Origin of the sequence: Candidatus Enterococcus leclercqii, from assembly GCF_009933135.1 — a bacterium.
GTDB lineage: Bacteria > Bacillota > Bacilli > Lactobacillales > Enterococcaceae > Enterococcus_C > Enterococcus_C leclercqii.
Genome location: NZ_MAEH01000012.1, coordinates 28,565 through 44,119 on the forward strand (window position 1 = coordinate 28,565; position 15,555 = coordinate 44,119).

14 protein-coding genes are annotated in these 15,555 nt (G+C 45.1%); 2 read left to right on the plus strand and 12 right to left on the minus strand.

All coding sequences use genetic code 11. The features are described from left to right. Positions 1-239 precede the first annotated feature (239 nt). The 3 genes from nadE to BAU14_RS05550 form a co-directional block, all read right to left on the minus strand. On the minus strand, positions 240-1,064 hold the full coding sequence (nadE, locus tag BAU14_RS05540) for an ammonia-dependent NAD(+) synthetase (RefSeq protein ID WP_161899097.1): 825 nt from the start codon (positions 1,062-1,064) through the stop codon (positions 240-242). After that, positions 1,061-2,542, minus strand: coding sequence for a nicotinate phosphoribosyltransferase (locus BAU14_RS05545; RefSeq protein WP_161899098.1), 1,482 nt, complete (start codon positions 2,540-2,542; stop codon positions 1,061-1,063). Before BAU14_RS05545 ends, nadE begins: the two co-directional genes overlap by 4 nt. A gap of 317 nt (positions 2,543-2,859) precedes the next feature. Next, a complete protein-coding gene (locus BAU14_RS05550) occupies positions 2,860-3,216 on the minus strand; it encodes a DUF1827 family protein (RefSeq protein WP_161899099.1) in 357 nt (118 codons plus the stop codon). Positions 3,217-3,505: 289 nt separating this feature from the next. Between BAU14_RS05550 and BAU14_RS05555 the strand changes: the two genes are divergently transcribed. Beyond that, positions 3,506-4,276: a MerR family transcriptional regulator gene (locus BAU14_RS05555; protein WP_161899100.1), complete on the plus strand. Its 771-nt coding sequence runs from the start codon at positions 3,506-3,508 to the stop codon at positions 4,274-4,276. Between the two features lie 64 nt (positions 4,277-4,340). On the opposite strand, the gene groL is transcribed toward BAU14_RS05555, so the two are convergent. Both groL and groES read right to left on the minus strand, forming a co-directional pair. Further along, entirely contained in the window at positions 4,341-5,960 is a 1,620-nt protein-coding gene (groL, locus tag BAU14_RS05560) for a chaperonin GroEL (protein WP_161899101.1), read from the minus strand. A 71-nt stretch (positions 5,961-6,031) separates the two neighbouring features. Further along, on the minus strand, positions 6,032-6,316 hold the full coding sequence (gene groES / locus BAU14_RS05565; protein WP_161899102.1) for a co-chaperone GroES: 285 nt from the start codon (positions 6,314-6,316) through the stop codon (positions 6,032-6,034). Positions 6,317-6,651: 335 nt separating this feature from the next. On the opposite strand from groES, the gene BAU14_RS05570 reads away from it, so the two are divergent. Further along, on the plus strand, positions 6,652-7,278 hold the full coding sequence (locus BAU14_RS05570; RefSeq protein WP_161899103.1) for an NAD(P)-dependent oxidoreductase: 627 nt from the start codon (positions 6,652-6,654) through the stop codon (positions 7,276-7,278). A gap of 276 nt (positions 7,279-7,554) precedes the next feature. Here the strand turns inward: BAU14_RS05570 and glp are convergent, their stop codons facing one another. The 7 genes from glp to mobA are packed head-to-tail and all read right to left on the minus strand — an operon-like array spanning position 7,555 to position 15,224. Then, complete coding sequence (gene glp / locus BAU14_RS05575) at positions 7,555-8,763, minus strand: gephyrin-like molybdotransferase Glp (protein ID WP_161899104.1); 1,209 nt, start codon at positions 8,761-8,763, stop codon at positions 7,555-7,557. An 18-nt stretch (positions 8,764-8,781) separates the two neighbouring features. Continuing rightward, positions 8,782-11,499 carry a formate dehydrogenase subunit alpha gene (gene fdhF / locus BAU14_RS05580; protein WP_202622173.1) on the minus strand — a complete coding sequence of 906 codons (2,718 nt, stop codon included), beginning with the start codon at positions 11,497-11,499 and terminating at the stop codon, positions 8,782-8,784. Continuing rightward, positions 11,499-12,794, minus strand: coding sequence for a complex I 51 kDa subunit family protein (locus BAU14_RS05585; protein WP_161899106.1), 1,296 nt, complete (start codon positions 12,792-12,794; stop codon positions 11,499-11,501). The genes fdhF and BAU14_RS05585 overlap by 1 nt, the downstream gene beginning before the upstream one ends. A gap of 11 nt (positions 12,795-12,805) precedes the next feature. After that, the gene (locus tag BAU14_RS05590) at positions 12,806-13,294 is read right to left on the minus strand and encodes an NAD(P)H-dependent oxidoreductase subunit E (RefSeq protein ID WP_161899107.1); all 489 of its coding nucleotides are present in this window, start codon (positions 13,292-13,294) and stop codon (positions 12,806-12,808) included. A gap of 19 nt (positions 13,295-13,313) precedes the next feature. Continuing rightward, entirely contained in the window at positions 13,314-13,862 is a 549-nt protein-coding gene (locus BAU14_RS05595; protein ID WP_161899108.1) for a hypothetical protein, read from the minus strand. Continuing rightward, entirely contained in the window at positions 13,846-14,640 is a 795-nt protein-coding gene (locus BAU14_RS05600; protein ID WP_161899109.1) for a formate/nitrite transporter family protein, read from the minus strand. The genes BAU14_RS05595 and BAU14_RS05600 overlap by 17 nt, the downstream gene beginning before the upstream one ends. Further along, positions 14,637-15,224: a molybdenum cofactor guanylyltransferase gene (gene mobA / locus BAU14_RS05605; protein ID WP_161899110.1), complete on the minus strand. Its 588-nt coding sequence runs from the start codon at positions 15,222-15,224 to the stop codon at positions 14,637-14,639. Before mobA ends, BAU14_RS05600 begins: the two co-directional genes overlap by 4 nt. Between the last annotated feature and the right edge of the window lie 331 nt (positions 15,225-15,555).

A 15,555-nucleotide genomic window follows, 5' to 3' on the forward strand; every position in this document is an offset into this window, starting at 1 on the left:
ATTCCTTCAACGAAAAAAGTATAATGTTTCTTTTGGGAAAATACAATCTTTTCGAACAAAGCCTTTGCCTTTTGACAATAAAAAAAGAGGAACCAAAATGGTATCCTCTAGCCGTTGTTGACGGAGTCTTCCCCAAAACTCCCACTTATAGTATAAAATAAGAGGAGTTATTATGCAAAAGAAAACCCGTGATTCTGCAAACAAATTATCAGAATATTCGGTTTTTGCCTTACTTTTAGCTATTTCCAGAAATCGTCTAAGACCGAAATCGGTAAATGGCGTTTATGTTGAGTTTTCTGCCACCAGTTTTCAATCGTGTGACGAGCAGCTTCAGAAACTTGGCGGCCTTCTAAATAGTCGTCGATTTCATCATAGGTGACTCCTAGAGCTGCTTCATCGGCCACTAATGGTTTATCGTCCTCCAGATCAGCAGTCGGAATTTTCAAGTACAATTCCGCTGGTGCTCCCAATTCCTTGAGTAACAGCTTGCCTTGTCGCTTGTTCAAACGAAACAGCGGTAGAATATCCGCTCCACCGTCACCGAATTTCGTGAAAAAGCCCGTGAGATTTTCAGCTGCATGGTCAGTCCCGATAACAGCACCAGCTTTGGCACCGGCGATGGCGTACTGGGTAATCATACGCTGACGTGCTTTGATATTGCCCTTGTTGAAATCAGAAACATCAATACCCACTGCTTCGACAGCGGCTTCTTGGGCATCTACAGCTGGCTTGATGTTTACCGCCAGACTTACATCCGGCTGAATAAAGGCCAGTGCTCGTTGGGCATCTTCTTCATCGGCTTGTTCGCCATAAGGCAATCGAAGGGCAATAAACTGATAACTGTTATCTCCCGTTTCCTCTCGTAGTTCTGCCACAGCGATTTGTGCCAGACGACCTGCTAAAGAGGAGTCCTGCCCGCCGGAAATACCTAACACCAATGTTTTCAAGAAGGAATACTTTCGTAAATAAGCCTTCATAAACTCGACGCTGACACGAATCTCAGCCTTTGGATCGATTTCAGGTTTGACGCCCAGTTCTTTGATGATTTCTGTTTGCAAACTCACAATTCGTTATCCCCTTTCTCACTTGAAGCAGCTACCCGCTTGCGAACTTTTTCCATGATGGCCATCTTATGGTTCCAGCAATCAGTAGACAAATCCACTGGATATTGTTGCGGATTGAGATCCCGCTTGTATTCTTCCCACAATGAACTCAAACAGTCTTGCGCATAGGCTTTGATATGCTCCAGATCTGGCAAATCATAGATTAAACGGCCCTCTTCGATGATTGGCAGCAAGACCGGCCGCGCGTCAAAATCCCGCACCGTTTTATTGATGAAGGTGTGAACCGGGTGGAACATGAAGATTTCCGCTTCTTCGCGAGGATCCTCGTCTACCAGAGTTACGTAGTCCCCTTCAGATTTACCATCTGATTTGCGATTGATCCGCCATACTTGTTTTTTACCCGGTGTGGTAACTTTTTCAGCATTACTGGAAAGTTTGATAGTGTCTTCCATTACGCCCTCATCGTTTTCGATGGAGACCAATTTGTAGACTGCTCCCAAAGCTGGTTGGTCATAGGCAGTGATCAGTTTGGTGCCGACACCCCAGACGTCAATTTTGGCTTTTTGCATTTTCAGACTGAGAATTGTATTTTCATCTAAATCGTTGGAAGCATAAACTTTCGCCTCTGTAAAGCCAGCTTCATCCAACTGTTCCCGCACTCGTTTGGAGATATAGGCCATATCACCAGAATCGATGCGCACACCCAGGAAATTGATCTTATCGCCCATTTCTTTAGCCACGCGAATAGCTGTAGGTACGCCCAATTTTAAGGTATCGTAGGTATCTACTAGAAAAACACAATCTTTGTGAGTTTTGGCGTAGGCCATGAAAGCATCGTAATCGTTCCCGTAAGATTGCACCAGAGAATGGGCATGGGTTCCACTAGCCGGAATTCCAAAAACTTTCCCTGCCCGAACATTACTGGTAGCGTCGGCACCGCCAATATAAGCCGCCCGCGTACCCCAAAAGGCAGCATCCACCTCTTGTGCGCGTCGAGAGCCAAATTCCAACAAAGGATCGTCGCCAATAACAGATTTGATACGGGCAGCTTTCGTGGCAATCAAGGTTTGGAAATTCACCATATTTAACAAAGCCGTTTCAATCAGCTGTGCTTGTCCCAGAGGTCCTTCCACTTGGACAATCGGTTCATTCGCAAAGACCAGGTCTCCTTCTAACGCCGAACGTACTGAACATTTGAACTCAAAGTCAGCTAAATATTGTAGAAAATCTTCCGGGTAACCGCCAACTTCCCGTAAGTATTCCAAGTCACTTTCACTAAACTTTAGATTTTCCAGATAGTGAACGAGCCGTTCTAGGCCGGCAAAGATTGCGTAGCCGTGGTTGAAAGGCATTTCACGGAAATAGCATTCGAAAACAGCATTGCGGTCTGCCCGTCCCAATTCCCAATAAGTCTGCATCATGTTAATCTGATAAAGGTCCGTGTGCAGTGTTAAACTGTCGTCCGGGTATCGTTTCATGAATTTTCTCCCTTTCTTTTCTGCAGCAACCGGCAGTATCTGTTAAATCCGGCTGTAGGCAGCACTACTGACTGCCTTTTCGGTGAACACACCGCTGCACCCCTATATTCGCCCTCCATTATAACAAAAAATCAGCAATAGGGTGGCAAACGCCGCCGTTTAACAGTAGAAATTACCAAAAGACAGGCAAAACTTGCTAAAAATATAGCCATTTTGAGAGCCAATCTTTTACTGATAGAAATCGAGCCAAAATAAATAAGCCTCTTGCATCAGCTAATGGGGCTGATGCAAAGGGCTTATCACTAAGTAAAACTCATTTAAGCTTCCGGCGCTGCCATTGTCACTAGAATAATATCTTTACGAGGCTGAGAAAACTTGATTCCGGCATCCTCCATGCGAGCTTTAACACTCACATCCACCTTTACATGTTCACGATCGGTTTTCAGCAGTCGATGGATCGCAAAGTCCACTTCACTACGTTTAATTTTTTTACGAGAATCCACCATAACCAGATAGATTTTTTTATAAGCATCTACATAGACAATCTGGACCCGATCCAACGCATACATTTTATAAAATTTGATTGCCGTATGATCAAAGAGAAATTTGGTAATATTAGGATAAAATGTTTCCAGATTCAAGTTTTTATTAACAGGTGATTCGATTAATTTCATAGCATGACCTTCCTTTTGTTAAGTGTTGTGTGACGTAAGACAAACTTTACGGGCATTTCTGCAATCCGATAACTGTTCAGTAATATACATTACGAGTAAACTATCATATATCTTATTATTTTCTGATCAATCGCTAAAATACAGTGTGTGCACTTGTTTTACAGAAAAAGTATAGCACATTTTTTTGAATTTTTTGTGCTTTTTTTCTTGACCTTCACGCTACGTCAACCGCTATTCTTTAAGTGTGGCCACCGCTGTTACTCAGCAAAAAAGAAAGGAATGACTCTTTATGGAATATACGATTCAAAAGCTCGCTGGCCTGTCTGGTGTTTCCAGCCGGACATTGCGTTATTATGACGAAATCGGCTTGTTGCCGCCAAAACGATTCACTTCTTCCGGATATCGAATCTACGGACAAGCCGAAGTCGACCGACTGCAGCAGATTCTTTTTTTAAAAAAATTCGGAGTCAAATTAGAAGAAATCAAAGAAACATTAGAAGCGCCAGGCTTTGATATCGAAAAATTACTGAGTCAGCAGCGGTCTTTGCTAGAGCAACAGTTGCTGCAATTGACGTCACTCATTGGAACATTGGACCAGACGCTGGCCTATTACAAAGGAGAGAAAAACATGACCGACAAAGAAAAATTTACTGCTTTTAAAAAAGAGCAATTGCAAGAGAACGAAGCCCACTATGGTCAAGAAATTCGCGAAAAATATGGCGAAGAGACCGTCGCAAAAGCCAACCAAAAATGGTTAAATCTCACTTCAGAAGAGCACCAGCAAATGCAAGCAGCAGAAGCCCAGCTATTTTCTTCTCTTGAGATTTTGAGTAGCCAACCACAACCAGTAGACCTTGATAGTCCGCTAGCTGGCCAAGTTTTCAAAGCCCATAAAACGTGGCTGACACTAGTCGCACCTTTTTACAATAATGACTACCATCGTGGCTTAGCAGACATGTATGTGAACGACGAGCGCTTTGCCGCCTATTACAATCAACGTACCAGTCAGCCGTCTGTAACACTTTTGCACGATATTATTTTTCACTACACAGAAGCTTAAAAAACTGCAGGTCACTGAAATTCAGCCGACCTGCAGTTTTTTGCGCTTTATTTTATAATCTAGCTTACATCATGCCCATTCCTGGATCCATTGGTGGCATTGCTGGTGCAGCTGGTTCTGGTTTATCCGCTACGACAGCTTCAGTCGTCAACAGCAAGGCTGCAACAGAAGCGGCGTTTTGCAGTGCAGAACGAGTCACTTTGGTAGGATCCACGATACCGGCTTCCACCATGTTGACCCATTCGCCATTGGCAGCGTTGAAACCAACACCCAAATCGGCATTTTTCAGCTTGTCGATAATAACAGAGCCTTCATAACCGGCATTTTCAGCGATTTGACGTACAGGTTCTTCCAAAGCACGAACCACAATGTTGATACCAGTAGCAACATCACCTTCCGCTTCCAGTTCAGCAACTTTTGTGATGACGTTTACCAGTGCCGTACCCCCACCGGAAACCATACCTTCTTCAACTGCAGCGCGCGTCGCATTCAATGCGTCTTCAATTCGCAATTTCAGTTCTTTCAACTCTGTTTCAGTTGCGGCACCCACTTTGATGACAGCAACCCCGCCAGCTAGTTTAGCCAAGCGTTCTTGCAATTTTTCACGATCAAAATCAGAAGTAGTTTCTGCGATTTGATTTTTGATTAATTGTACACGGGCGTCGATGGCTTCTTTGGCACCAGCACCTTCAACAACTGTTGTGTTGTCTTTATCAACGACCACTTTGCTAGCTTGCCCTAAGCTTTCAATCGTAGCATCTTTCAATTCCAAACCAAGATCTTCTGTAATAACTGTCCCACCAGTTAAGACAGCGATATCTTCCAACATCGCTTTGCGGCGGTCACCAAAGCCAGGTGCTTTAACAGCAACTACGTTAAATGTCCCACGGATTTTATTCAATACTAGAGTTGGTAATGCTTCGCCATCCACATCATCAGCAATGATTAACAGTGGTCGAGATTGTTGCAAAATTTGTTCCAGCAAAGGCAAAATATCCTGGATGTTGGAAATCTTTTTGTCTGTAATCAAGATATATGGATTGTCCAAAACAGCTTCCATCTTGTCGTTGTCAGTCACCATGTATTGAGACAGGTAACCCCGGTCAAATTGCATCCCTTCCACAACGTCTAGTTCTGTTTCGATCCCTTTTGATTCTTCAATCGTGATTACACCATCGTTACCAACTTTTTCCATCGCATCAGCAATGTATTTACCAACTTCTTCAGAACCGGAAGAAACTGCACCTACTTGAGCGATAGCTTCTTTGGAGTCCACGACCGTTGAAATTTTGTGCAGTTCTTCAACTGCTGCTTTTGTAGCCAATTCGATCCCACGACGGATGCCGATTGGATTAGCACCGGCGGTCACGTTTTTCAAACCTTCCCGTACGATTGCTTGTGTCAGCAACGTTGCAGTGGTAGTCCCGTCACCAGCGATGTCGTTCGTTTTAGAAGCGACTTCTGAAACTAATTTAGCCCCCATATTTTCAAAATGGTCTTCCAATTCGATTTCTTTAGCGATCGTTACACCATCGTTAGTAATCAAAGGTGAGCCATAAGATTTTTCCAAAACCACGTTGCGGCCTTTTGGTCCTAAGGTAACTTTGACTGTATCTGCCAATTTGTCAACACCACGCAGCATTGCGGCACGAGCGTCTTCTGCAAATTTGATTTCTTTTGCCATGATAAATTTTCACCTCATAAGTTTTTTTCCGGCGATTGCCGATAGAGTTTGGGGAAGATACGCATTACAAATTATTCAACAATTGCCACGATATCTTTGCCGTTAACGATTAAATATTCTTGACCGTCGAATTTCACTTCAGAGCCAGCATATTTTTCAAACATAACTTGGTCACCAACGTTGACTTCTACTGGTGCTTTTTCACCGTTGTCTAATGTCCGACCATCACCAATTGCAACTACTTCACCAGTTTGGGGTTTTTCTTGAGCGGAAGATGCCAATACGATTCCGCCAATTGTTTTTTCTTCTTCCTTCGCGACTTTGATGATGACGCGATCACCTAATGGTTTTAACACGATAAATCCCTCCAATTTTTGTGTGCTACAGCCGCCTAATCAAAAAAGCTACTGTAACATGTTGTTACGATTTTGTGTTTTTGGGAATTAGCACTCTCATATCTCGAGTGCTAACCTACAAAACTTATGATACTCATTTTGGTTGCTATTGGCAAGTTTTTTACTTCAAAAAATAGCGAAGAAATTGTGAAAGATTCGTGAAACCCGCTGACATAAGACATATTCGTTGACCCTGATGGACATTTCCCCATAAAATGAAGAAAACTGAGCCAAACAGCCCTGGCGGCCATTCATTTTTGGTCAAGCTGTTGCTCAACAGATCTGGAGGGATCATTATGAAAATCGCCATTATTGGTGCTACCGGTCACGCTGGTACCTTATTGACAAAAGAAGCATTGGCTCGTGGGCTGGCTGTCACTGCAATCATGCGCAATGCTAAAAAATTGACCGTCGACGTCCCTTTCATCGAAAAGGATCTATACGATCTAACCGCTGAAGATTTACAGGGATTTGATATCATCATTGATGCGTTTCGAGCACCAGCTGGTAAAGAGGACATGCACGAAACTAGCCTGGCTCATCTGATTGGTTTATTGCAAAATACCGATACCCGCTTGTTAGTCGTCGGCGGCTCTAGTTCATTGTTCATTGACGACAATGGTACACGTATGATCGATGAATCCCCTGCTGATGCGCCTTATTATCCAACAGCCTATCATATGTATAAAGCCTTTGAAGAACTTAAAAATAGCAGCCATTTACGCTGGACCTATCTTTCGCCAGCCGCTTACTTTAATCCCAACGGCCCTCGCAGTGGCGAATATCGCTTTACTGGCGAACAATTAGGTTTTAACTCCGCCGGCCAAAGTGAAATCAGTATGGCTGATTTTGCTGTAGCCATGTTGGATATCGCGCAAAAAGACCTCTATGAAAACCAACATGTAGGCGTCGTAGGAATCTGACGTGATTTTCTCCCTTGAACAGAGCTCTCCCAACGATTAGGCAGCATTTAAAATTTTTAACAATGAAAAGCCAAGTCACTTCCATTAAGAAATAGTGGAAGTGACTTGGCTTTTTAAGGCTCACATTTTGTTGTGCTCGCTTCGGAGGCGGTGACTAGACGAATAGATGACTGTCACAGTTCAGACTTTTGCCGGGCTCCCACGTCATGACATACTCGTCTCGTTTTTATATTAAGGTACAAATCCGAGGACATTTTCTTAATTTCTACTATAGTATTAGCCTTGAAACCAGCGATACACAGTGACAAGATTTCCATCTTGCAAGGGCTGCTGTGGTAGTTGTTCCACTAGACAATTGCTATGGAGAATTTGTTGGAAACGAGAGACTTTGGCTCGATTTTTCTCGATCGTTACATGACCGTTTTCACTATAACCGCTGATAAATCGTCGCAAACCACCGCCCTTGATTTCTTCTGAGCGTAAAAGCTGTTGTTCCTTTTTCAGCTCAAAGGTCGCCGTTTGATAAAAGTGAGCCAGTAGCGGCCAATAAAACAAGTGAAAATCCACCAAAGCTGCAAACGGGTTACCTGACAAGCACAGCAAGGGAATTTCCTCCCAAACGGCTGCCATCACCGGTGTTCCAGGCTTGAAGGCGACAAAATGGAACAAAATTTCACCGCCATTTTCCGTAATTGCTGCCGGCAGAAAATCCTTTTGTCCCACTGAAACACCGCCAGTCGTGATGATTAGATCGACTTGATTATGAGCAAGCCACAGCTGTTCTGCAAATTGCTGCGGCTCATCGTCACAAATCGTTTGAAAGACGACTTCTCCGCCGGAACGTTGGATATAAGAAGCCAATACATAAGCCGAACTGTTGTACACTTGTGCCGTCTTTAGCGGTTTTTCGACTTCAGTCAACTCACTACCGGTAGAAATTATACCCACGCGGAGCTTTTTTTTAACATGAACAAACGCTGCGCCCACACTGGCTAACACTCCCAGGCTTTCACTGGTCAAATATTGGGAAGCTTCAATGATTGTTTCTTTTTCTTGCAGATCCTCGCCAATAGCAACATAGTGTTTTCCCTGCAAGATTTCTCTGACAATCTTTACTTGACTTTCTCCATAATCCGTCCACTCCTGAGGCACCACACTGTCAACTGAAAGCGGGAGAGCCGCTCCGGTCATGACGCGAACCGCTTCCCCCAATTTAGGCTGCAAAGTTGCCGGATTATCTCCTGCAAACAGTGTCCCGATTACCTTAAGAACTGCCGGCTGTAAGACTGAGGCACCTGCAGTACTCTCTGCAGCCACAGCATAGCCATCCATTGCAGCGCGCGGAAAGGCCGGTACCGGTGCGGGTGCTGTAATGGCCTCAGCTGTGATACGACCAACGCTTTCTGCTAAGGGGATGCTTTCAATTCGTGTTTGAGGAGAAAGTCGTTCCTTCACTTTCAGCACTGCTGCTTCCAATTCAATCATCTTTCTCCTCCATTTTCTTTAGCTTAACGGTTCAATCGCCACTGCACATACTTTGTATTCCGGAATGATGGCAATGTCGTCGAAAACCGCATTGGTCAGCTCATTGACATTGCCGTCTTCAAAGTGGAAGGTCATGAATGACGCTCCCGGAAGCACCTTTTCACCAACGATTGCGCGAGTTTCAATAGCGCCGCGGCGAGAAGAAACCCGTACGCGACTGCCATCGATAATTCCCATTTTTTCGGCGTCTTCTTGATTGAGCTCGATATAAGAGCTGCCGGCCAGTTCATTGATGCCTTCTGTCCTTTTAGTCATGGCACCGGTATTGTATTGATAAAGCATCCGCCCCGTCGACAGCAAGTATGGATACTCTTTGTCTGGTAGTTCTTTGGCAGGCTTGTACGCCAACGCTTTAAACAGCCCCTTGCCGCGAGAAAATTCCCCTACGTGCATGATAGCCGTTCCGGGATCTGTCAGACTGCGGCAAGGCCACTGAAGTCCCTGAATATCTTCCAACCGATCATAAGTAACACCGGCAAATGTCGGTACGACCCCGGCAATTTCATCCATGATTTCCTTTGGTCCTTCGTAAGTCATTGGATAGCCCATTTTCGTCGCAACCTGACAGAAAACTCGGAAGTCTTCCCGGCCTTGTCCCACTGGCGCTACCGCTTGGCGAATACGTTGAATACGACGCTCGGTGTTGGTGAAGGTCCCATCTTTTTCGGCAAAGCTGATTCCCGGCAAAACGACATCGGCATATTTAGCAGTTTCTGTCATAAATAGGTCTTGGACTACCAGAAATTCCAAGCTGTTCAATGCATGACGAACATGAGACAAGTCTGGATCTGTCACTGCAGGGTCTTCACCAAAGATGTACAGCCCCTTGATTTCACCGCGGCTAGCAGCTGGCAATACTTGAGTTGACGTTAAACCAATAGCTGGATTGAGTCTCGTCTGCCAAGCGCGGCTAAATTTTTCAATTGTCGCAGGGTTGGCAACTTTTTGATAGCCGGGGAAGTCAAATGGCGAGCAGCCCATATCACAAGCACCCTGCACATTGTTTTGACCTCTCAATGGATTCACACCACAACCGGAGCGTCCCAATTTGCCAACTAACATGGCAATGTTGGACATGCTCATGACACCTTCTGTCCCACTGGAGTGTTCGGTGACACCTAAACAGTAAATGATTGGTGCTTTGTCCGCCTTAGCATATAAACGGGCTGCCTCAATCAAATCGGCTTCATCAATCTCACAAATGGCTGCAACTTTGGCTGGCGTATAATCAGCTACCAGCTGTCGCAACTCATCAAAGCCTTCTGTTCGACGGGCAATAAAGTCCATGTCTGCCAAGCCTTCTTTGATAATGATGTGCATCAGTCCGTTTGCAAACGCGACATTAGTGCCAGCTTTGATCTGCAGATGCAGAGTCGCCTGACGAGCCAAATCGATTTTTCTAGGATCTACCACAATCAATTTTGTTCCGTTTTGCACGGCTTGACGAATTCGTGCCCCGATGACTGGATGCGCCTCTGTTGGGTTGGAACCTACAAGTAAAATCACGTCCACATCTTCAGTAATATCGGCGATGGGGTTAGTCATTGCCCCGCTACCCAAAGTCATCGCCAGGCCGTGTACAGAAGCCGAATGACAAACCCGGGCACAGTTGTCGACATTGTTCGTTTGAAACGCTGTCCGAACCATCTTTTGAAAGACGTAGTTGTCTTCATTGGTGGAGCGGGAGCAAGAAAAGCCTGCGAGACTATCGCCGCCGTATTGCTCTTTCAAGCGACTAAAGCCATCCGCAACAACCTCCAATGCTTCTTCCCAACTGGCTTCTTCAAACTGACCATTTCGCTTGATCAACGGCGTCTTGAGACGATCGCCTGCAGTCACAAATTTATAAGAAGCAAATTTTCCTTTGACACATAGCAGGTTCTCATTTGCCGGTCCGTCTGCCGGCTCGACGTCGACGATTTTGCCATCTTTGACCACAAAGTAAAATTGACAGCCGGTTCCGCAATGAGGGCAGGTCGTCAACACTTTTTCTGTCTGCCATTTTCGGTATGTTTTATGGGCTTTTGTACTCAATGCCCCGGTAGGACAGACAGACACGCAATTGCCACAGGATTCGCACATGGATTCACTCCAGTCTTCTCCTCCGCACGGCAGCATTTTGGTATCGAAGCCGCGATTCGCCGTACTGATGACATCACGCCCCTGACGCATTTGACAGACGCGGGCACAGCGGCGGCACATGATACATTTTTCCGGGTCATAATCAAAGAAGTGATTGCTTCGATCTTGCTGGTCAGCCAGTTGCCGGCGCCCATCAAAGCTGGTCGCCTCCAGTCCGTATTCGATGCAGTATTCTTGCAGGCGGCAATCGCCATTGGCACTGCAAGTAAAGCAATCGAGTTTGTGATTGCTGAGCAACAAATCTAAGATGAAGCGCCGAGCCCTGCGAACTTTTTCACTTTGCGTGTGAACGACCATCTGTTCTTGGGCATGAGCAGTACAAGCGGTGACCAAGCCACCTTTGCGCCCGCCTTCGACTTCCACCGTACACATGCGGCAAGAGCCATCCGGTGAAAGTTCCTTTAAATGACAAAGAGTTGGAATCGAAATCCCCGCTTGTTGTGCGGCCTCCAAAATTGTTTGTCCTTTGGCAACGGTGACTTCCTGATCATCGATACACAATGTAACAGTTAATGGTTTCTCTTTTGTTTCAATCATAACCAAGATACCTCGACTTTCCGCTGATCAGCTGCAACAGTCATTTTTTCTTGAAAATCTTGTGGAAAACAAGCGAGTCCACTGGCGATTGCATTGCCTGCTGACTGTCCTAAACCACAAGCGGATAAGGCAGTAATCTGGCCAATCATCGCTGTGAGTACTTCCAGATCATAGGCTGTGGCTTGCCCTTTTTGAATTTTTTCCATCAATTCCAATTGGCGCAAAGTTCCAATGCGACAAGGCGTACATTTGCCACAAGACTCATGGGCAAAAAAAGCCGCCACGCTGGTCAAGTAATCGACGAGATTGACACTGTCATCTAAGACTACAATTGCCCCACAGCCTACAGATACCCCATGATCCCACAAATCCTCGTAGGAATACAAACAATTCTCCAACTGACTAAGGTCACCGATCATCCCCGATTGCCCACCAAAGTGCGCAAATTTTAGTGGTCGACCAGTACTGCTGCCGCCCCCAAAAGTTTCACTATAAATCAGCTCCTGCAGCGGTGTTCCTAGCTTAATTTCATACAAGCCCCGCTGCTTGATGTGCCCTGTTAGACACACTAACTTGGTACCCCCACCACCTTCAGTCCCCAGTTGACGGTAAAAGCGCCCCCCCTCTCGTAGGATTACCGGGATTCCCGCAAAGGATTCCACGTTATTTACTAAAGTTGGTTTGCCGTACAATCCGACATCTGCCAAGTGAGGAGGTTTGACTCGTGGACGTCCGGTCTTGCCTTCGATGGAATTCAAAAGTGCCGAGTTTTCCCCACAAACATATGCGCCAGCACCGGAAATGATTTTGATATCATAATCAAAACCAGCAATCCCCATGATATCTCGTCCTAATAAATGTGCTTTTCTAGCGTTTTTTAAGGCCCGTTGGAAAATTTCATGCACCTGTCGATATTCTCCCCGGATATAAATGTAGCCTTGGCGAGCATCAAACAACCGGCCGGCGATGGTCATTCCCTCAATAACTGCAAGCGGATCTTGTTCTAGTAAGGCTTTGTCTTTATATGTTCCCGGCTCTCCTTCATCAGCATTGCAGACAATGTATTTGTCTGGACCGGCTGCCTGATACAAATGTCGCCACTTTTTCCCCAATGGATAGGAAGCGCCCCCACGGCCCAATAATAGCGCTTCATCCAATTCATCTAAAATTGCCGGCCCGGACATCTTCAGGGCTTTTTTCAAGCCAGCATACCCGGCTAATTGTAGGTATTCGTCTACTGCGGCTGGATCATTCAAACGACCAAAGCGCGCTGTCAATACTCTTTCTTCCATTTGTGATCCTCCTATAAATCCGGGTACTGCCCATTGCGCAGTCCCATCAACAGCTGACTAATTTTTTCAGCAGTCAACTGGTCAAAAACAGTGTCTTTGATCTTTACTACCGGGTCGCGATCACAGGCCCCAAAACAAGGAATCCCATGGTACATAAAGAGCCCATCCGCCGTCATCTGATTCTCTTTGACCCCCAGCTGTTTTTCCAGCTCAGCAAAAACCAGCGGCCCATGTGAAAAACGGCAGGGGCTGCTATTGCAGACTTTGATAACATATTTGGCTTGTGGCTGATCTTTCAAGATTGAATAAAAGCTGACAATTTCAGAAACTCGCGTTTGTGTCAGATGCAGACATTCCGCTACCAATTTGATGGTTTCATCATCTAAATAGCCCGCCTCAGAAGCAAACTGCAGATCCACTAGAATATTTAAAATCTGCTCAGGATTGGCATCATATTTTTCGATGATATCTAATTTTTCGTCCAGTGTTAAAGTAGTCATAGTTTCCTCCAAAAAAGTTTCAGACATTGATTAAAGACAACTGGCGACAATCAAACTCCTCGGCCCGCTGAATCAGCAAGTCGGCTTTGTTCATTACTGCTGCTGCACTGGGCTTTGCCTTTTTTTGATTGTCCATCATGATGAAGAGCTGCGGCCGGAAAAACTTCCGCAACGAATTTGATTCGCAAACTAACCAAGCATCTTCAGGCACTTGCTGGTAAACATCTCTAAAGCCTGCTGCCAAATTTTCCTCCAACGCTTTCAACAAAAAGGTCTTGGTACTGCCGGCAGCCAGCATCTTACTAGTGTCTTTACTGCCCTTAGCATAATGCTCTTCACTCCACTCATAACCACCGGTAAATGCCGTACAGATTCCACAGCCTGTGCCGCCTCTTTGACAGCTTCCTTTTTGGCGGCCGCTGATGGTAATGATTTTCAAGCTATAGACCGGGCGCTCCTGTCGTAAATAGTTGATTAATTCCAGTGCTAGCGTTGTCTTGCCACTATTACGCCCAGTAGAACCAATTTGAATTAAGTTAGTTAGACATATTTCAGGCTCTGCTTTCATTGTCGGCCTCCTTTTGTTGCGGATTCAAAATAATCAAAGGAAATGCGACAAACAATGCTCCACCAAGGGCATTTCCGATTCCGACAAAGATCAGATTTTCAATAATTTGTCCCCAAGTGATGGCCCCGCCAGCAAAAAGATATGCTGGTAAGATAAAGGCATTTGCTACGACGTGCTGAAACCCGCAAACGACAAAAATCATGATGGGAAACCACAAGCTGAACATTTTCCCTAGAAAATCTTTACTAACAGTCGCAATAAAGACCGCCATACAGACAAAAATATTACAACCAATGCCTGAAACTACCATCATCAGCGGCCCATCCGCCAACTTTGCGGTAGCCACAGCTCCTGTTTTAGCCAAAAAACTTCCTTCACTCAAACCGACAAAATGCCCAAAAAAGAACGCCACTAGGATGCCACCAATGGCATTGGTTAAAAAGACCAGCAGCCAATTTTTAAACAGTTCTCGCAGGCGAATTTCTCTGTCTAATACTGCCATAGTCATGACCATCATATTACCTGTCAACAGCTCACCTCCCAGAAATGACAATGCAATCAGCCCAATGGGAAAGACGCAAGCACCCAGAAAAGTAGCCACGCTACCCCATTCTTTGGGAACCGCCCCGCTGACTCGCAAAAAAGCCAAGTAGCCAAAAGCAATCAACGCGCCGGCATTGATTCCTAAAATTATGAGTTGCGGCAGCGGCAGCTTTGTTTTCGCCTTGGCCTTTGCAATCAAAATATCAATTGCTTCTCTGGTGGTATAACTGTTCATAGCATTCCCTCCATTTTCTTCCAATGAATAAGCTCTTCTGGTGTGTTGACATTTGTAAAAGTAAACTTGTCTGTTGGCACCGTTGTTACCTGTAATTGCGCAAATTGCTCCCGAATGCGGCCATCGCCTTGTTCCAATTGCCGTTTAAAGACCGGCAAACAAGAACGGTGATAAAATCCAAACAATGGTTCCAAGCGCCCCTTTCTTTGGTAAAGCAAGACCTGAGGAGTTTGCCCAGCTTGCGCCAACTCATTGACTGCCGCAAATGACAGCTCCGGCATATCACAAGCCATCACAAAGGCATAAGGCGTCGTAATTTTTTCCAACGCTGAGGTGATTCCTCCTAAGGGACCACACCCTGGGTAGCCGTCTTCCCAGATTGTTAGTTCGTTAAAAGCCGGTTTTTCGAAAAAGCGTTCTGCCCGATCTGTCATCAAGACAACTTCAGGAAAGATTTTTTTCAATAACTGCGCTGTTTTAGCCAATACAAATTGTCCATCCATCTGTAGCAGCGCTTTGTTAAAACCCATGCGGTGGCTTTTGCCCCCGCACAAAACCACCGCTGTTGCTTCACCTAAATCCATCCCCAACACCCTAACTATTTTTTTGTGATTCTAATTTTTTTTCAGTTTTAGTATAGTCGTGTTTTTTGGCAAGGTCAACAAGGAAAATGAAAGCGTTATTATTTTTAATGTGCTTTTTAGCCAGTTGATTTGAGTGTCCGTTTATTTTCCAACAGCAACTAAATATTGTTACAGATGGTTTTAGCGCTAGCTTTTTCCCACAGGAAACGATTATTGCCGAAACAAAAAAAGACTCTTTGAAAAGTCATTCACTTCTCAAAGAGTCTTCGTTATTCGTATTCATTTTTTGAAACAAAGATAACGAGCAATCGTTTCGTTCTTCTTGGTTAGA

What these genes read in the sequence shown, in the direction of transcription:
- BAU14_RS05590 (WP_161899107.1), bottom strand. Translation starts at nt 13,294, where the DNA reads ATGACTACTTTAACACTGGACGAAAAATTAGATATCATCGAAAAATAT.
- mobA (WP_161899110.1), bottom strand. Translation starts at nt 15,224, where the DNA reads ATGGATTTAGGTGAAGCAACAGCGGTGGTTTTGTGCGGGGGCAAAAGC.
- BAU14_RS05555 (WP_161899100.1), top strand. Translation starts at nt 3,506, where the DNA reads ATGGAATATACGATTCAAAAGCTCGCTGGCCTGTCTGGTGTTTCCAGC.
- BAU14_RS05550 (WP_161899099.1), bottom strand. Translation starts at nt 3,216, where the DNA reads ATGAAATTAATCGAATCACCTGTTAATAAAAACTTGAATCTGGAAACA.
- groL (WP_161899101.1), bottom strand. Translation starts at nt 5,960, where the DNA reads ATGGCAAAAGAAATCAAATTTGCAGAAGACGCTCGTGCCGCAATGCTG.
- glp (WP_161899104.1), bottom strand. Translation starts at nt 8,763, where the DNA reads ATGATTGAATTGGAAGCAGCAGTGCTGAAAGTGAAGGAACGACTTTCT.
- BAU14_RS05595 (WP_161899108.1), bottom strand. Translation starts at nt 13,862, where the DNA reads ATGAAAGCAGAGCCTGAAATATGTCTAACTAACTTAATTCAAATTGGT.
- BAU14_RS05545 (WP_161899098.1), bottom strand. Translation starts at nt 2,542, where the DNA reads ATGAAACGATACCCGGACGACAGTTTAACACTGCACACGGACCTTTAT.
- BAU14_RS05600 (WP_161899109.1), bottom strand. Translation starts at nt 14,640, where the DNA reads ATGAACAGTTATACCACCAGAGAAGCAATTGATATTTTGATTGCAAAG.
- BAU14_RS05585 (WP_161899106.1), bottom strand. Translation starts at nt 12,794, where the DNA reads ATGGAAGAAAGAGTATTGACAGCGCGCTTTGGTCGTTTGAATGATCCA.
- BAU14_RS05570 (WP_161899103.1), top strand. Translation starts at nt 6,652, where the DNA reads ATGAAAATCGCCATTATTGGTGCTACCGGTCACGCTGGTACCTTATTG.